This window comes from Cryobacterium arcticum, from assembly GCF_001679725.1.
In the GTDB taxonomy this organism is placed as follows: domain Bacteria; phylum Actinomycetota; class Actinomycetes; order Actinomycetales; family Microbacteriaceae; genus Cryobacterium; species Cryobacterium arcticum_A.
Genome location: NZ_CP016282.1, coordinates 1,426,588 through 1,442,315 on the forward strand (window position 1 = coordinate 1,426,588; position 15,728 = coordinate 1,442,315).

Consider the following 15,728-nt stretch of genomic DNA (forward strand, 5'->3'; position numbering starts at 1 on the left):
ATGTCCTATCGCCAACTCGGCACCACTCCGCTGTCAGTGTCACCCATTTGCGTCGGTACGAGTGCTCTCGGTAGCTTCCCCGCACAATACGGCTACGAGGTTGACACCGAAACCGCTGTTGCGACCATCAAGACAGTTTTTGAGAGCCCGTTCAATTTCATTGACACCTCGAACGAGTACGGCGGAGGCGACAGCGAGCGCCGCATCGGCCAGGCCATTCGGGAGCACGGTTTCGTGCCGGAGGGCTTCGTCATCGCAACGAAGGTCGACCCGCTTCCGGGCAGCAGCGACTTCTCCGGTGACCGTGTTCGTCGGTCGGTGGAGGAGAGCCTCGAACGGCTGGGCCTCGATGTCCTTCCGCTCGTGTATCTGCACGATCCCGAGAAGATCACCTTTGAGGAAGGCGTCGCGGCCGGCGGGCCGCTCGAAGCGCTCATCGAGTTGCGCGACCAGGGCGTGATCACCCATCTTGGCGTGGCCGGCGGACCGATCGACCTCGAACTCCAGTATCTCGCCACCGAGGTATTCGACGCCGTCATCAGCCACAACAGGTTCACCCTCGTCGAGCAGACCGCCGAGCCACTGCTCGACGACGCCCAGGCTCGCGGGGTGGCATTCATCAATGCAGCGCCGTTCGGTGGCGGCATGCTGGTCAGAGGCCCCAAGGCAGTTCCGACCTATTGTTACGCACCGGTCAGCCCGGCCGCTCTGCGCCGGGTCGAAGCGATGGAGCGCCTGTGCGCCGATTTCGGGGTCCCGCTCGCGGCCGCTGCGTTGCAGTTCTCCACCCGCGACCCGCGGGTCACATCCACGATCGTCGGGATGTCCGAACCGCGCCGCGTTGCTCAAACGATCGAGCTGCTCGAGCTCGCCATTCCAGACGAGCTCTGGGATGCCCTCCTGCCGTTGGCCCGTGTGGGCCGTGCCGGAATCGAAAAGGACGCGGCCTGACGGCCCGCCCCCTCAAAGAAGCCCCAACCCTCAAAGAAGAGAAGGCCACATCCTCATGCAAACCAAGAAGAACCCCGCTCCCGTAGACGTGGTCATTATCGGCGCGGGCGCCGGCGGTGCGACCGCTGCGAAAGTCCTCACCGAAGCGGGACTGACCGTTGTCGGACTCGAGCGCGGCCCGTGGCTGAAGCCAGAGCACGCATCGGGCGATGAGCTGAAGTACCTGAATCGAAACTTCATCTGGCAGGACCCCAAGCTGAAGCCCCGCACCTATCGGGCAAATGACCAGGAGGAGGCCGTCATCACGAACTTCTCCGCCACACCGCAGGTTGTCGGCGGAGGGACTACCCATTGGGGCGGAATGGTGCCCCGTATGACGGCCAGCGACTTCAAACTCCGTTCGCTGCACGGCGACGTTCCCGGCGCGAGCCTCGTGGACTGGCCCATCACCTACGATGAGCTCGAGCCGTACTACACGCGTGTCGAGTGGGAATTCGGGACATCCGGCCTGGCCGGGGCCAACCGGTGGGAAGGGCGTCGCAGTCGCGGCTACCCGACGAAGCCGTCACCACTGAGCCAGATCGGCCGCACATTCGCGACCGGCATGGACAAGCTCGGCCACAGCAGTTTTCCGATGCCGCAGGGCATGGTCACCGAGCCTTATCGCGGACGCAAACCATTCAGCGAGAACGGGTTCTGGCAGCAGTACCCGGACCCGGGAACCGGCAAGTCCTCGACCCTGATCAGTTTCATCCCCGACGCGATCAACACCGGCCTGTACGATCTCCGGTCGGACTGCTACGTCAGTGAGATCCTCGTCGGCACGAACGGCAGAGCCACCGGCGTTCGCTACCAGGACGAAAACGGCTATGAGTGGGTTCAGGAGGCGAAGGCTGTCATCGTGGCCGGCGGTGGGATCGAGACGCCTCGGCTGCTCTTGATGTCCAAGTCGGCCCAGTTCCCTGACGGCCTCGCGAACAGCAGCGGTCAGGTCGGCAAGAATGCGACGTTCCACCAGTACTCCTTCTCGGTCGGTCTCTTCGACCGTGACCTCCGTGATCCGCTGTATGGCTGGTCGGGGCACTACATGAGCGGATGCTCATTCGACTTCTACGAGACCGACGAGAGTCGCGGCCACATCCTGGGTTCGCTGATCTTCCCCTCCATGCTCGGGCACCCGGTCAACTGGAGCTTCCCCGGTCGCCCCACCTGGGGGTCGGCGGCGAAAGATGCCGACCGCGAACTGTTCAACCACTCCATGAAGATCGGGATCCTCCTCCACGACCTTCCGGTGGAGAGCAACCGGGTCGACCTCGACCCGACTGTGACGGACGCCTGGGGCCTGCCGGTCGCACGGATCACGCATACGCCACATTCCAACGACTACGCGCAGGAGCGTTGGCAGGTGCAGAAGAACGGCGAAATTCTCCAGGCAGCCGGGGCCAGCAAGGTGGTGCCGGTCAACATGGAGCGGATCACCGGGAACACCTCACACGAATTGGGCACCACCCGCATGGGCAATGATCCCTCGACATCCGTTGTCGACCGTTGGTGCCGCACGCACGACGTGCCCAACCTGTACGTCTTTGACGCGAGCTTCTTCCCCACCGCGACCGGAATCAACCCGGCGCTCACGATCATGGCCAACACCTGGCGCTGCGCCGACCGGATCCTCCAGGTCGACCGTCACACCTGGTCCTGAGATCGAACGATAGAACAGGAGACAACACAATGGGACAAGCAGAATGGGTCACCGTGCCCATCTCGACGCGCGACGTCGAGGGGCCCATCTTCTTCAGTCAGGAGGAGTGGGACACCGTCGAGGCTGCCACTGCGCGCATCATTCCGACGGATCACCATCCCGGCGCACGGGAGGCCAAGGTCGTTCGTTTCATCGATCGGATGCTCGCCGGCACGCAGTTCGTGTTTCCGGCCGCCGATGGGATCGGTTGGCTCCGGATGGAGGGGCGGGAAGAACAGGCCTGGCAGGAGCGCATCGCTCTGCGTCAGTCTCTGTACTCGAGCGGGGTCAAGGAACTCGATGACATCGCCGTGGACCGATTCGGCCAGCGTTTTGTCGGTCTTGAGGGCGATCAGCAGGACGCGGTTCTGGAGACGATCTCCGGCAGACCCAAGCCGACGCCGTTCTCCTTCGACGCACCGGACGACGACGGACTCGGCGGGGCGCCCGCCGGCAATCAACCGGTGAACGAGGACTTCCTCGACTTCTTCCCGCTCCTGGTGCTCAATACCCGGCAGGGCTTCTACGCCGATCCGGTCTACGGCGGCAATGAGAACAGGATCGGGTGGGCCGTCATCGGATTCGACGGTCCGCCCACCTTGAAGTCGACGATGGACGGCAGCTACACGACGAAGAAATACATGCTTCCTGATGCGGAGTGGCCTTATGAGCGCCACCCCGAGGTGTTGCGGTACCGGCGGCCCTAAGGCCGACGCTTCGGCGGGGCGCTCTCGTTGTGCGAGTACCCCGCCGAAGCCGCACATTGACCGCCGCGCCACATCTGCCTGGCGCCGGCTACCGGGCATACTGGAGCCGGGCCGATTCATCGGCTAGAGAAAGTGGGGGCCTCAGATGGGTCGAACTGCGTCCAAATCGCGTGGCGCTCGCATGGTGGACGTCGCACGGCTGGCCGGCGTGTCCCAGCAGACCGTGTCGCGTGTGGTGAATCGTGCTGAAAACGTCACGCCCGAAATTCGCGAACGTGTCGAGCAGGCAATTGAGCAGCTGCACTACCGACGCAACACCGCCGCCGCCGCGCTGGCGAGTAACCGCACGATGAACCTCGGCGTGCTGAGCTACGCGCTCTCAGTGCACGGCACGTCCCTCGCCCTCGTCGGAATATCCGAGCAGGCGCGACGGCATGGCTACTCAACCCGCCTTGTCACGCTGGCCGCGCTGGACCACGCCACCGTCCGCTCGGCGCTCAGCGAACTGTCCGCGGACGAAGTCGATGGCATCATCGTCCTCGCGCCGCTCACGGCTGCAATGGAAGTGCTGCGCGGCATCGAAAGCGACGTCCCCATCGTCACCTTCGAACAGGGGTCCACTGAATCGGCGACAAGCGTCTCGATCGATGAAGTGCACGGCGCACGCATGGTGGTGCGACACTTGCTCGACCTCGGTCATGCGACCGTATGGCACATCGCCGGTCCGCCCGGGTGGATGGCCTCAGATGCACGGCAACTGGGCTGGCGGACAGAACTCTCGGAGCGCGGGCGCATCGTCCCACCGCCCATAAGCACCACGGACTGGAGTCCGAGGGCAGGATACGAAGCGGCGGCTCGTCTGGCCGAGAATTTGAACGTGACGGCCATTTTCGCTGCCAACGACCCGTTTGCGCTCGGAGCGATGAAGTTCTTCGACGAGCAGAATATCGCGGTGCCCGGGCGGGTGAGCGTCGTGGGCTTCGACAACGTCGCTGAGGCCAAGTATTACAACCCCTCGCTGACGACCGTGGTCCTCGACTTCGAGGAGGTCGGTTACCGGGCCGTTGACCAGATTCTGTCGATGATGCGCGGTGACGAGACGCATGGTGTCCCACTCATTGAGCCGCAGCTGATTGTGCGAGACAGTACCGGCCCGGCCCCGTCCTGAGCGCTCGGCGTGCGTGCACGCGTCAACGCTGCGCACGTTCAGACCGCATGGTTTCGGATGGGCGCTCCGAGTACTTGCTGCGGTACGCCGCCGCAAACCTCCCGAGATGGACGAAACCCCAGCGTGCTGTCACCTCGGTCACGCTGACCGTGCCGGGCGCCGCGAGCACCAGTTCGTCGTGCACCTTCTCAAGCCGGAGGTGGCGCAGATAGATCCCGAATTAAGGCTAGAACCTTACAGTGGGTCGTGGGTTCAAATCCAGTCAGCCCGACCAAGGGGCCGTTCGCGAAACTTGTCACGAAGCTGGCTGGTTGGAACAAGAAGCAATCGCATCCGGCAACTCACAGGCCGCCCGGCCACGACCTTTCTCGAATTCGCCGAACGAGAAAAAGTGGTGTGGGAACGCTGACGGCCTGACAAGGATGCGCATGCGGGCAAATGGCCGGCGTTCGTCTCTTGCAGGGATTACTCGCAGTGGTACAGGCGAACAGTAGGCCGAACGAGATTGACGAAGAGCATTTCGAGCTCATTGTGGTCGGTGGCATCGCGCGCGACGCGGCAGCTCTCTTCCAGGAGTTTTTTCGAGAGCTGTCGAAAATGGGCTTGTCCGTTCGCTATAAGAATGAAACGGTTCCAATGACGAAAGGACACGACCGTGAAATACGTCATCATGTTCACCTTCGACCCCGAGCTCGACGCGCAAGTGTCGGAGGAACGGATGCAGGGCCTCTACGGGCGCGCCAACCAGTGGTACGGAGAGAATGCGGCGCAGATCGTAGATGGTGGAGCCCAACTGCAGCCCGTCGAGACGGCGACCACCGTGAAGTACGGCGAGAGCGGCAGTGTCGTGGTCGATGGGCCGTTCTCCGAGGCTAAGGAGGTCGTCGGCGGCTTCAGTGTCATCGACGTCCCGGATATGGACGCCGCGATCGCGCTGGTTCGGACATGGCCGTTCCTCGAACTGCCCGGCTGGGGTGTGGAGATCCGCCCGATCTTGACCATCGCCAGCCAGTCCGAGGAGTGAGCGGCTCGGACGACGCGGCCCGTCCGGACGACGCGAGCGCGCCGGGCGGCGAGGTCGCGGCATCCGATCTCCTCCTCTCGCAAGTCGTGCGCGAGCAGTCCGGACGAATCGTGGCGGCCCTGGCCCGGTCTCTTGGCAGCCTGGACATCGCCGAAGAGGCGGTGGCCGAGGCCGTTGAGGAGGCGCTCCGGGCGTGGCGAAAGGGCGGGATCCCGCAAAACCCGGGCGCATGGCTCACGCAAGCCGCGCGCCATAACGCGCTCGATCGCCTGCGCCGCGAGAAGAGGTACCGCGAGAAACTGATTGGCATGCTGCCCGGCATCGACTCGGAGTCCGCGGCGCCGGAAGACTCCTGGGCCGATTCGTTCGGCGAGGTCGACGACCGGCTTTCGCTGCTGTTCGGCTGCTGCCATCCCGCACTGGCGCCGGAGGCTCAACTCGCGCTCACCCTGCGAGCGGTGTGCGGCCTCACCACGGCGCAGATCGCGCGCGCCACCTTCAGCACCGAGCCCGCGACGGCGCAGCGAATCGTGCGGGCCAAGCGGAAGATCGGCGCGACGGGCATCCCGCTGCGGATACCGGACGCGACGGATCGGGCGGCACGGCTCGACATCGTCCTCACGATCGTGTCGGTCATGTACAACGAAGCTCATCTCGTCGCCGGCGGCGACGCCGCCGCGGACCGCGACCTCGCCGATGACGCGCTATGGCTGGCAGGCGTGATTGCGGCGGCGCTTCCGCGTGAGGCGGAGGCTCACGGCCTCCTCGCGCTACTGCTGTTCCACCGGGCGCGGGAATCGGCGCGATCCGTGGACGGCGAACTGGTGCTAATGGCCGATCAAGACCGGTCAAGATGGAACCAGACTCTCATCGTTCGCGCACGCGCCGAGCTGGAACAGGCCGCCCGGTTACGGCGCCCAGGCCGTTGGCAGCTGCACGCGGCGATCGCCGCGTGTCACGCGGATGCCGAAACGGCAGCGGAAACCGACTGGCTGCAGGTGCTCGTGCTCTACGACCTGCTCCTTGGCTACGACCCGTCGCCTGTGGTGCGGCTCAATCGCGCCGTCGCGCTGGATCGGGTGGGAGCCCCCACGGCAGCGCTCACCGAGGTCGACGCCCTTGAGGGCCAGCTCACACGGGCCCACCTCTGGCATGCCGTGCGCGCGCACCTGCTGCGTCGGCTCGGACGCGACGACGAGGCACTCGTCGCGGACCTGCACGCTCTGGAACTGACAGCGAACGAGGCCGAGCGTCGTCTCCTCGCTGCCCGCACCGGTCGGTGACCGTTCGGTTGCGCGGCCTTACGCCGGTCTCGCGCCGCATGCGGCTCACCAGGCTGTGGCGAGAGGTCGCCGCCTTCGCCTGGCGCGCCTGGGCCTGCGCCAGCGCGGCAGCGACCGCGTCCGCCTGCATGGCGGACGCGGTCGGCTCGTCGCCGGGAGCGATCAGAACGGGTTCGTCGACGGGTCCACGAGCGGGCGAACCTCGACGCCGCCGAAGGGGGCCGGGCAGAGCTTGGCGATCTCGACGGCGTGGTCGAGGTCGCGCGCCTCGAATGAGTAGTAGCCGCCGAAGGCCTCCTTGGACTCGACGAACGGGCCGTTCGTTGCCGTTCCGCCTCCTTTGATCGTTTTGGCCGTCGTCACGGACGCGAGCGCCCCTCCGCCCGTGAGGGTCCCACCGAGCTCGGAGACCTGCTTGGTGAACGTGTTGTGCGCGTCGACCAGCGCGCCCCACGCCTCGGGCGGCATGGTCGCGTACCGTGCCTGGTCTTCGTAGATGAGGACTACGTACTGGGACATGGAGCTACCTCCTGCACTAGATCGCGGGCCCGGCTTGTCCGGCCCCGTCATCAATACAGCGAATAACCGGCCCCCGGATCGACAGCTAGGCCAAGATTGTTCAAAATTGAGCCGCCGCCGACGCCCAGATGTGCCAGCTGTCATACTCGCCGTAATCGGCTATCGCGCTGAATAAGCGGCCCGCGCGATCCTCGGCCCGGGAACCTCCGCGAAAGAGGCAGCTTTCCCCTTCACTATGACCCCAGGAGCCCGCACCATGCGCCTCACCAAAACCATCGCCACCTCGACCGCCGGGCTGGTCATTCTGTTCACTCTCAGCGGCTGCCAGCTGGCATCTCAGACCGACAGCCAGACCATTGACTAGACGCAAAGTGCCGAGGAACCGGATACCGCGGTCGTGGGGGAAGCGCTGCTTACGGCCACGCTGATCCGAGTCGTCGACGGAGACACGATCACGGTCGTGCCCTCTGAGCTGCTTCCTGCCATCGACGACGCGGGCACCGAGCACGCCGTACGGCTGCTGGGCATCGACACCCCGAGATGAACACGATGAGCGACGAGGCCCCAGAATGTGGCGCCCAGCAGGCAGCCGACTACCTTGAGGAGTTTCTGCAGAGCTACGGCGACGCGGACCAGCTCACGCTCACCTTCGACGCCCAGGCCGACCGCACGGACCGCTTCGGCCGCTCGCTGGCTTACGTGCAGGTCAACGACGCTGCGGGCACTGACGTGGCCCTCGCTCTGGCCACCCGGGGTCTAGCTGAGGCGTGGTATCCCCGAGGCGAGCCGGAACCGGAGCGCTACGGCGGCTACGCCGGAGCCTAGGACGTAGCCGAGACCTCTAGCTACGGTCTTTACGCCATCTGCGATTCGATCGGCCGGTAGCCAGATCGCCACGAGCAGAATGAGGTTGTCGGTTCCCATGATTCGAGGGCCTTGGGCTCGGGTGTGGGCGGCTTCCTGCGGGTTTCTGTTCGTGCGTGAAGTTGTCGGCGGTTGCCGCGGGGACTGGTATGGCGCCTAGTGGCTCTGGAGCAGGCAGCCGTCGTCGTCCTCCCGCTAGCCGCGTCAAAAACAGGGCACCGACCGCCAGAGTATTCTGTTCGTGTTCTGAGCTGCCCTGTTTCAGTGCGCAATTGTTCCCGTCGTGTATGTGCGATCGCCGCCAAGGTGGTCGGCTCCGATCGGAAGGATGTCGGATGGCCCCGAGTCTGAATCGAAGGCGTCTTTTCCGCCCGCGGGACGAGAGCGCGGGCCAGAACCGGGTGACGTTCATCGAGCTGTTCTTCGATCTCATCTTCGTTTTCGCCATCACCCAGCTCTCCCACACGCTCGTGGAGCACCTGAGCGTCAGGGGCCTGGCCGAGGCAGCTGTCCTCTTGGTCGCGGTCTGGTGGGTGTGGATGTACACAGCCTGGGCGACGAACTGGCTCGACCCGGAGACCGGCGCGGTGCGCCTGATGCTGTTTGTGTTGATGCTTCTCGGTCTCGTGCTCAGTACCTCGATCCCGGGGGCGTTCGGCGACCGGGCGCTGGGATTCGCCGTCGCCTACGTCGTGATGCAGGTCGGTCGCACGGCGTTCTTGGCCTGGCGCTACCGGGCGGTCGAACCGTCCAGCGCGTTGAATATCACGCGGATCACGATCTGGTTCCTTGCCTCTGCTCCGCTCTGGCTCCTGGGCGCCGTGCTCGGCGGTGACGCGCAACTCGCGCTCTGGGCGGCGGCGATTCTGCTCGAAACCGTCGGGCCGTCGGTGCGTTATTACACGCCGATCCTCGGCGCCTCACCGACATCATCCTGGTCGGTGTCCGGAGGGCATATCGCCGAGAGGAGCGGACTGTTCGTCATCCTGGCCCTCGGCGAATCGGTGCTGGTGACCGGCACGGCCTTCAGCCGAGGTGACATCAGCGCACCCGCTGTCGGCGGGGTGCTCGCTGCGTTTGTGGGCACGATCCTGTTCTGGCTGCTGTATTTCAGCAATGGTGCGGAGCGCGGCTCTCGCTTCATCCGTTCGTCGGAGCTGACCGGACCGATCGCCCGGCTCACCTATGTTTACCTGCACATCCCGATCGTCGCGGGCGTCGTGCTGAGCGCCGTCGGCGATGAACTCGTCCTCGCTCATCCTGAGGACCAGCTGAGTCGTGGCGGCCTGGCGGTTGTGATCGGCGCCCCGGCGCTCTACCTGATCGGAAATCTGCTGTTCAAAAGGTCGGTTGGCCGTCCCTGGCTGATCTCGCATCTGGTCGGGGTCGCCGCCCTCATGGCCGTCTATGCGGCCACCGTGACCGTACTCCCACCCCTGGGTGGCCTGGCGGTGTTATGGATCAGCACTTCCGTTGTCGCGCTGGTGGTGGTCGCCGATGAAGTGAGTGCCCGTCGCGACGGTTCCAGTCGGCCGAACGGTGAACCCGAGGCCAACACCGCGACGACGTAGGGATGCGCCGAAAGTTGGTGTGCGGGCCCAGCTGTCGGTGCTGCGAATGAGTGCCGGTTGACAAGGAAATTGCTTCTGAGGGTTCTTCGGAACGGACTCCTCGCGTGGCCTCTCAATGACCTCCTCGCGCTTCAAAATAGGCCCAGGCACAGAAACGGCGCAGAACCGAGGATGTCCTCAGTTCAGCGCCGCGGGTCTGGATCAGATCGTGCGCGGTGCCTTTGCCAGGTTGGCCTCGAGCTCAGCGATGGTCTGACGCGAGCCATAGGCTGGGCGATCGCGCTCGACGCGCCAGCTCTCGGAGAGTGGACCGATGTTCACGGTGTCGAAACCGAATTCGTCGTAAAGCTTCGTGACTAAGTCGGAGGCATCCGCAAAGTCGGACGACGTAGCGAGCGCACGCCGTGCCGGGTCACCGGTTGGGAACGAGTCAGCAGTGATGTCAGCGGCCGTGATGTGGTTGAAGCCCTTCGCTACGCGCGAAGTCGGCAGGTGCTCCTGCAGCATGCCGGTAACGGTTGCCTCACCGTTGTCGAGGGCCTCGATGTGGCCGTCGCGTTCGAAGTAGTAGTTGTTGGTGTCGATGACGATCTTTCCGGCGAGCGGCTGGACCGGCACGTCCGCATAGGCCTTGAGCGGCACGGTCACGACCGCGACGTCGGCAGCCTCTGCCGCCTGCACTGCGGTTCCGGCTGTGGCCTTCGGGCCGAGCTCGGCGACGAGGTCAGCGAGAGTCTCGGGGCCGCGAGAATTGCTGATCACGACGTCGTAGCCGCTCTCGATCGCCTTGCGGGCGACCTGGCTGCCAATGTTTCCTGCACCGATGATTCCGATAGTTGTCATGCTCGTGACAACGGGCCCGGCGTCGAAAATGTTCCCGGCATTGTACGTCTCGATCCTGTTCCGCTTCGAAATAACCCCTGCAGAGCGGTGAAACACCAAGCGTGATGAGACAACCTATCGAGGCGCTCGGGGGCGGGGCATCGTGCTCAGCGACTAGATCCCGCTCAGCGCTTCCTCTTCCGCCGCAACATTCTTCTGCACGGCGAACTGGGTCCGGTGCAATTCCTCGTACCGCCCACCCACAGCCAGCAGTTCCTCGTGCGTACCGCGCTCCACAATCGAGCCGTCCTCGACCACGAGGATCAGGTCCGCGCTGCGGATGGTGGAGAGGCGGTGCGCGATCACCATCGCCGTGCGTCCCTCGAGCGCCTCGCTGAGCGCCGCCTGCACGGCGGCCTCCGATGTCGAGTCCAGCGCCGCCGTCGCCTCGTCGAGGATGACGACGCGGGGCTGGGCGAGCAGGAGCCTCGCGATGGTCATCCGCTGGCGCTCGCCGCCGGACAGTCGGTAGCCACGCTCGCCCACCATGGTGTCCAGCTGGTCCGGCAGCGACCGGATGAGCGGCTCGAGCCGTGCACGGCGCACGGCGTCCCACACCTCATCGTCGGTCGCCTCCGGCCTTGCGAGGCGGAGGTTGGAGAGGATGGTCTCGTGGAACAGGTGGCCGTCCTGCGTCACCATGCCCAAGGTGTGCCGCATGGAGGCGAACGTGACATCGCGGACATCCGCGCCTGCGAGGCGCACGGCCCCGCTGTCGACGTCATACAGGCGCGAGAGAAGCTGCGCGATCGTGGACTTGCCGGCACCGGACGAACCAACGAGGGCAACGGTCTGCCCCGGCTCGATCCGGAAGGACACGCCGTGCAGCACTTCCTCGCCGCCGCGGGTGTCCAGCGTGGCGACCTCTTCGAGAGAGGCCAGGGACACCTTGTCCGCGGACGGGTAGGCGAAGCGGACGTTGTCGAACTCGACGGACACCTGGCCGTCGGGAACGGCGCCGGCGTTGGGCTTCTCCTTGATGAGCGGGTCGAGGTCCAGCACCTCGAAGACCCGCTCGAAGCTGACCACCGCGCTCATGATCTCCACCCGGGCGTTGGCGAGGCTGGTCAGCGGCGCGTAGAGGCGGGTGAGGAGGAGCGCCAGGGTGACCACGTCACCGGTGTTGAGCTGGCCGGCGAGGGCGAGGGAGCCGCCGAGCCCGTACACGAGCGCGAGGGCGAGAGCGGAGACGAGCATCAGTGCGGTGAAGAAAACGAACTGCAGCATCGCTGTGCGCACCCCGATGTCGCGCACGCGGGCGGCGCGGACGCGGAACTCCTCGGCCTCCTCGTCGGGCCGGCCGAACAGCTTGACGAGGGTGGCGCCGGGTGCCGAGAAGCGCTCGGTCATCTGCGTGCTCATCGCGGAATTATGATCGGCGGCCTCGCGGCGCAGCGCGGCGAGGCGGCTGCCCATGCGGCGCGCGGGGATCAGGAAGATGGGGAGCATGATCACGGCGAGAACCGTCACGAGCCAGGACGTGCTGAGCATGACGAACAGGGTGAGGATCAGCGCCACGAGGTTGGTGACCACGCCGGACAGCGTGCCGCTGAAGGCCTGCTGGGCGCCGATCACATCGTTGTTGAGGCGGCTCACGAGGGCGCCCGTTCGCGTGCGGGTGAAGAATGCGATCGGCATCTTCTGCACGTGGTTGAAGACGGCGGTGCGGAGGTCCAGGATCACGCCTTCGCCGATCCGCGCCGAGTACCAGCGCGTCACGAGGGACACGCCGGCGTCGGCTATGGCCACGAGGGCGATGACGACGGCGAGCCACACGATCGTGCTGACCGCGCCCTGGGCGACGATGACGTCGACCACCTGGCCGGCGAGCACCGGCGTCGCGACCGCGAGGAACGCTCCCACGGTGGAGAGGGTGATGAAGATCAGCAGCTTGCTCCGGTAGGGCACCGCGAACGTCAGGATCCGCCGAACGGACTCACGGGAGAAGCCGTGTTTGCCGTCCCTGGCGCTCGAGATCTTGTACAGCGAGCTCCAGGCCGCGCCTTCCATGCTCATTGAGGTTCCTTCCGTGGGCAGAAGGCCAAGCTTAGATGGCGGGTTGCCCGAGCTCGGTTCTCCTCGGCGGTGGCCAGTCGGACCCGTTGAGGGAATCGGCTCGGCCGGTAATGAGGTTGGGGGATATGTGCGACTGAGGATTCCTTGCGTAGGGGCATGTATGCGCATACACTCTTCGGAACGTGCTTAGCGCGCCTCAGATGGGCCCGGTCATCCGGTGATCGGTCGCTCGGCGCCGACGCGGTCAACGACGACACGGAGGAACACGCTGTGAAACGAACACCAAAGATTGCCGTGATGTGCGCCGCGCTGGTGGCGGGAACGCTCATCATCGCGCCGAGCGCCACCGCCGCGACCGGCACATCGAAGGGCCCTGCGACGGGGGATCCCCGTGGAGACACCGCGGTCCTCCAGAGCTATGCCGTCGATACCTGGGCCTCCCTCGACGCCATGACCGACAAGAAGACCGGGCTGCCCGCGGACAAGCTTCAGGGCGACCTGTCCGAGCCGAGCGACAACACCAGCCCGACCAATATCGGCGGCTACCTGTGGTCGGTCGTCTCGGCGCGGGACCTCGGCATCATCAGCAAGCAGGATGCCTTCAAGCGCATGAAATCCACCCTCAAGACCCTCGAGCGGATCGAGCGGCACGAGCCCAGTGGCATGTTCTACAACTGGTACTCGCCGCGCGACGGGCACAAGCTCACCACTTGGCCGGGGAGTGACGACCCGGTCGACCCGTTCCTGAGCTCGGTGGACAACGGCTGGCTCGCCGCATCCTTCCGCATCGTCGTCGAGGCCGAACCTCGCCTCGCCCGATCGGCCGACGCGCTCTACGCCAGCATGGACTTCGGCTACTTCCACGACCTCGAGGGCGGAGCGAACGCCGTCAACGGCGCCGGGCTCAATCGCGGCGGTTTCTGGGTGACACCCCCGCCCGGCTGCAGCGTTCCCGGCAACTACGGCGACGACGGCTCCGAGCTCTACTACACCTGCCACCACTACGACACGAGTGTGAGCGAGGCGCGCATCGTGAACTACCTCGGCATCGCCAACGGGCAGATCCCTGCTGAGGCCTACTACGGCACCCTGCGCACCATGCCTGACCAGGGCTGCGACTTCGCCTGGCAGGAACAGAAGCCCACCGGCGAAACGCGGGAGCACCTCGGTGTGCCCGTCTACGAAGGCGTCTACGAGTACCGGGGAATGAAACTCGTTCCGGCCTGGGGCGGCAGCATGTTCGAGGCACTGATGCCTGACTTGCTCGTGCCCGAAGCCGACTGGGGGCCGCAATCCTGGGCCGTGAACCACCCGGCAAGCGTGCGCGCCCAGATCGAGCACGGTCTCGACGAGGCCGGCTACGGCTACTGGGGCTTCTCCCCGGCGAGCGATCCCTTCGGCGAGTACGCGGAGTACGGAGTCGAGGGAGTGGGCATGAGCGCCGACGGTTACGCCTCCGACCGGGAGCGGACCAACGTCGATGCCGGCTACGACGGATGCCGCGAGGCCGCCAACCCGAACCCCGATTTCAGCGACGGCGTCGTGACGCCGCACGCCTCATTCCTCGCGCTGGCGTATGACAAGCCGGCCGTGCTGAGCAACCTCGCGGGCATCAAGAACGACCTGGGCGCCTATGGCCCCGGCGGCTTCTACGACGCCGTCGCGACAGAGAGCGGCACCATCGCCGAGCGGTACCTCTCCCTCGATCAGTCGATGATCATGGCCGCGGTCGCCAACGACCTGCTCGACGACCGGCTCAAGGACTACTTCGTCGACGACACCTTCGAGGCCGCCGTGCGCCCGCTCGTCGAAGCTCAGATCTTCGGTTCCAAGCTGGAATGACCGGGCCACCGCGCCCCGTCCCGGCGGGGCAGGGTGCGGCGCATGCTCTCAGAGGGGATAACGCTGCGTGGGAGGCGCATCCCGGGAAGTCCCGGGGTGCGTCTCCCCGTGCGCGTGGCCGCGTTTACTGCTGGATGAACTCGAGAAGGTCGGGGTTGAGGACGTCGGCGTGCGTCGTCAACATTCCGTGTGGGAAGCCCTCGTAGATCTTGAGGGTCGAGTTGCTCAGAAGCTCGTGCTGCTTGAGCGACGCATCCTTGTAGGGCACGACCTGGTCGTCGTCGCCCTGCATCACGAGAACCGGAACGCTGATCGACCGGAGGTCTTCGGTCTGGTCCGTCTCCGAGAACGCCTTGATTCCTTCATAGTGCGCCAGGGCGCTGCCCGTCATGCCTTGGCGCCACCAGTTGTCGATGACGGCCTGGGACGCCTCGGTGCCGTCACGGTTGAACCCGTAGAAGGGCCCGGAGGCCACCGCCACGAAGAACTCAGCCCGATTGGCGGCCAGTGCGTCGCGAAAACCGTCGAAGACCGACAGGGGCAATCCTTCTGGGTTGGCATCCGTCTGCACCATCAGCGGGGGAACCGCTGCAACGAGAACAGCCTTCGCCACGCGGCCTTGGGGCTCGCCGAACTGGGCGACGTACCGGGCGACCTGGCCGCCCCCGGTGGAGTGGCCGATGTGGATGGCGTTCTTCAGGTCGAGGTGTTCGACGACCGCGGACACATCGCTGGCGTAGTGGTCCATGTCATGGCCGGTGCCGATGTCTGTCGACCGGCCGTGGCCGCGGCGGTCGCTCGCGATGACCCGGTATCCCTTGGAGTGGAAAAAGAGCATCTGTGCGTCCCAGTCGTCGCTGGAAAGTGGCCAGCCGTGGTGGAACACGATGGGCTGGGCGTCCTTGTTGCCCCAGTCCTTGTAGAAGATTTCTGTGCCGTCTTCGGTCGTAACAAATGCCATGATTGGCCTCCCTTTCTCGTCGAACCAAGCCGCGCTCGGGCCACCTATCGGTATTCCCGCTCCTAGGTCCCGTGGCGCGTGCATCAACCGTAAGTGTGGAGCGCTCTCTGAGGGTCAGACAGTTGTCTAATCCTCGGTAGATTCTTGTCGACGGTTGACCGGGTGTCGAGCCCCCTTGCGACGAACTGCGAGTACCGCT

Annotated in this window: 15 protein-coding genes; 10 read left to right on the plus strand and 5 right to left on the minus strand. The window is 65.4% G+C overall.

Annotated elements, in window-relative coordinates:
• From PA27867_RS06295 to PA27867_RS06310, 4 genes are all read left to right on the plus strand, one after another.
• Window positions 1–951, plus strand: coding sequence for an aldo/keto reductase (locus PA27867_RS06295; RefSeq protein WP_066594510.1), 951 nt, complete (start codon window positions 1–3; stop codon window positions 949–951).
• Window positions 914–2,653, plus strand: coding sequence for a GMC family oxidoreductase (locus PA27867_RS06300; RefSeq protein WP_236900856.1), 1,740 nt, complete (start codon window positions 914–916; stop codon window positions 2,651–2,653). Before PA27867_RS06295 ends, PA27867_RS06300 begins: the two co-directional genes overlap by 38 nt.
• A gap of 29 nt (window positions 2,654–2,682) precedes the next feature.
• Complete coding sequence (locus PA27867_RS06305) at window positions 2,683–3,399, plus strand: gluconate 2-dehydrogenase subunit 3 family protein (protein ID WP_066594518.1); 717 nt, start codon at window positions 2,683–2,685, stop codon at window positions 3,397–3,399.
• A 181-nt stretch (window positions 3,400–3,580) separates the two neighbouring features.
• Entirely contained in the window at window positions 3,581–4,567 is a 987-nt protein-coding gene (locus tag PA27867_RS06310; RefSeq protein ID WP_066594519.1) for a LacI family DNA-binding transcriptional regulator, read from the plus strand.
• A 22-nt stretch (window positions 4,568–4,589) separates the two neighbouring features.
• Here PA27867_RS06310 and PA27867_RS20205 read toward each other — a convergent pair whose 3' ends face one another.
• Complete coding sequence (locus PA27867_RS20205) at window positions 4,590–4,781, minus strand: helix-turn-helix domain-containing protein (RefSeq protein ID WP_084020783.1); 192 nt, start codon at window positions 4,779–4,781, stop codon at window positions 4,590–4,592.
• A 441-nt stretch (window positions 4,782–5,222) separates the two neighbouring features.
• Here PA27867_RS20205 and PA27867_RS06315 point away from each other — a divergent pair, with 441 nt between their 5' ends.
• Together PA27867_RS06315 and PA27867_RS06320 are read left to right on the plus strand one after the other, a co-directional pair.
• Window positions 5,223–5,591, plus strand: coding sequence for a YciI family protein (locus PA27867_RS06315; protein WP_066594520.1), 369 nt, complete (start codon window positions 5,223–5,225; stop codon window positions 5,589–5,591).
• Window positions 5,588–6,874 (plus strand): RNA polymerase sigma factor, encoded by a 1,287-nt coding sequence (locus PA27867_RS06320; RefSeq protein WP_066594521.1) that lies wholly within the window; start codon window positions 5,588–5,590, stop codon window positions 6,872–6,874. Before PA27867_RS06315 ends, PA27867_RS06320 begins: the two co-directional genes overlap by 4 nt.
• A gap of 162 nt (window positions 6,875–7,036) precedes the next feature.
• Here the strand turns inward: PA27867_RS06320 and PA27867_RS06325 are convergent, their stop codons facing one another.
• Window positions 7,037–7,393, minus strand: a complete 357-nt coding sequence (locus tag PA27867_RS06325; RefSeq protein WP_066594522.1) for a YciI family protein — start codon at window positions 7,391–7,393, stop codon at window positions 7,037–7,039.
• A 397-nt stretch (window positions 7,394–7,790) separates the two neighbouring features.
• Between PA27867_RS06325 and PA27867_RS20565 the strand changes: the two genes are divergently transcribed.
• From PA27867_RS20565 to PA27867_RS06335, 3 genes are all read left to right on the plus strand, one after another.
• Entirely contained in the window at window positions 7,791–7,937 is a 147-nt protein-coding gene (locus tag PA27867_RS20565) for a thermonuclease family protein (protein WP_157109141.1), read from the plus strand.
• Window positions 7,934–8,218 carry a thermonuclease family protein gene (locus PA27867_RS06330; protein ID WP_066594523.1) on the plus strand — a complete coding sequence of 95 codons (285 nt, stop codon included), beginning with the start codon at window positions 7,934–7,936 and terminating at the stop codon, window positions 8,216–8,218. Before PA27867_RS20565 ends, PA27867_RS06330 begins: the two co-directional genes overlap by 4 nt.
• Window positions 8,219–8,544: 326 nt before the next feature.
• A complete protein-coding gene (locus tag PA27867_RS06335) occupies window positions 8,545–9,828 on the plus strand; it encodes a low temperature requirement protein A (protein ID WP_208857306.1) in 1,284 nt (427 codons plus the stop codon).
• A 201-nt stretch (window positions 9,829–10,029) separates the two neighbouring features.
• Here PA27867_RS06335 and PA27867_RS06340 read toward each other — a convergent pair whose 3' ends face one another.
• Together PA27867_RS06340 and PA27867_RS06345 are read right to left on the minus strand one after the other, a co-directional pair.
• Entirely contained in the window at window positions 10,030–10,671 is a 642-nt protein-coding gene (locus PA27867_RS06340) for an NADPH-dependent F420 reductase (protein ID WP_066594525.1), read from the minus strand.
• Between the two features lie 153 nt (window positions 10,672–10,824).
• On the minus strand, window positions 10,825–12,726 hold the full coding sequence (locus PA27867_RS06345; RefSeq protein WP_066594528.1) for an ABC transporter ATP-binding protein: 1,902 nt from the start codon (window positions 12,724–12,726) through the stop codon (window positions 10,825–10,827).
• A gap of 297 nt (window positions 12,727–13,023) precedes the next feature.
• Here PA27867_RS06345 and PA27867_RS06350 point away from each other — a divergent pair, with 297 nt between their 5' ends.
• Window positions 13,024–14,568, plus strand: a complete 1,545-nt coding sequence (locus PA27867_RS06350) for a glucoamylase family protein (RefSeq protein WP_066594530.1) — start codon at window positions 13,024–13,026, stop codon at window positions 14,566–14,568.
• A 124-nt stretch (window positions 14,569–14,692) separates the two neighbouring features.
• Here PA27867_RS06350 and PA27867_RS06355 read toward each other — a convergent pair whose 3' ends face one another.
• Entirely contained in the window at window positions 14,693–15,529 is an 837-nt protein-coding gene (locus PA27867_RS06355; protein ID WP_066594532.1) for an alpha/beta fold hydrolase, read from the minus strand.
• Window positions 15,530–15,728: the final 199 nt, after the last annotated feature.